Genomic DNA, 536 nt, shown 5'->3' with positions numbered 1-536 from the left:
CTGGACGCGCCGCCGGCGTACTGCGACGGCTCCGCCTCCCAGGACGCCATGTTCCAGGACAGCCTGCCCCAGGGCGGTGGGGCGCAGCGCACCGGGGCACAGGACGACGCCGCGGGCACACGAACGGCCGGTGCCACCTCCGCAGCCACCGTCCCCGCGACAACGCCAGCGACAGCGCCAGCGACCGCCTCCGGCGCGGGCGGTGCGGGAACTCCAGGCCCGGCCGCGCCACCGCCGGGGACTGCCCCCGCACCGACGACACCGGCATCCGGTCAGCCGACGCCGTCCCGACGCTGTCCTCCCCTGGACCTTCTCTGCGTCCTCTCCGGACCCTCGTGATCCGGACCTCGTGATCCGGACCTCGTGACGCTCTCCGAGTGCCCCGCGCCCGACGGAGGCAGAGAAGATCGCCGCGAGTTTGTCATTGTGTACGCCACTGGGGCCGAAAACCGTACACAACGACAAAACAGCACAGATCATGTTCCCCGCGGCTGGCCGCGGACGCCGCCCGCGGCGCCTGATGGCCGGCATCGACA

It is taken from the genome of Protofrankia sp. CiP1_Cm_nod4, from assembly GCF_982290645.1.
The sequence above is the reverse complement of the archived record's forward strand: the minus strand, read 5'-3'. Positions refer to the sequence as shown.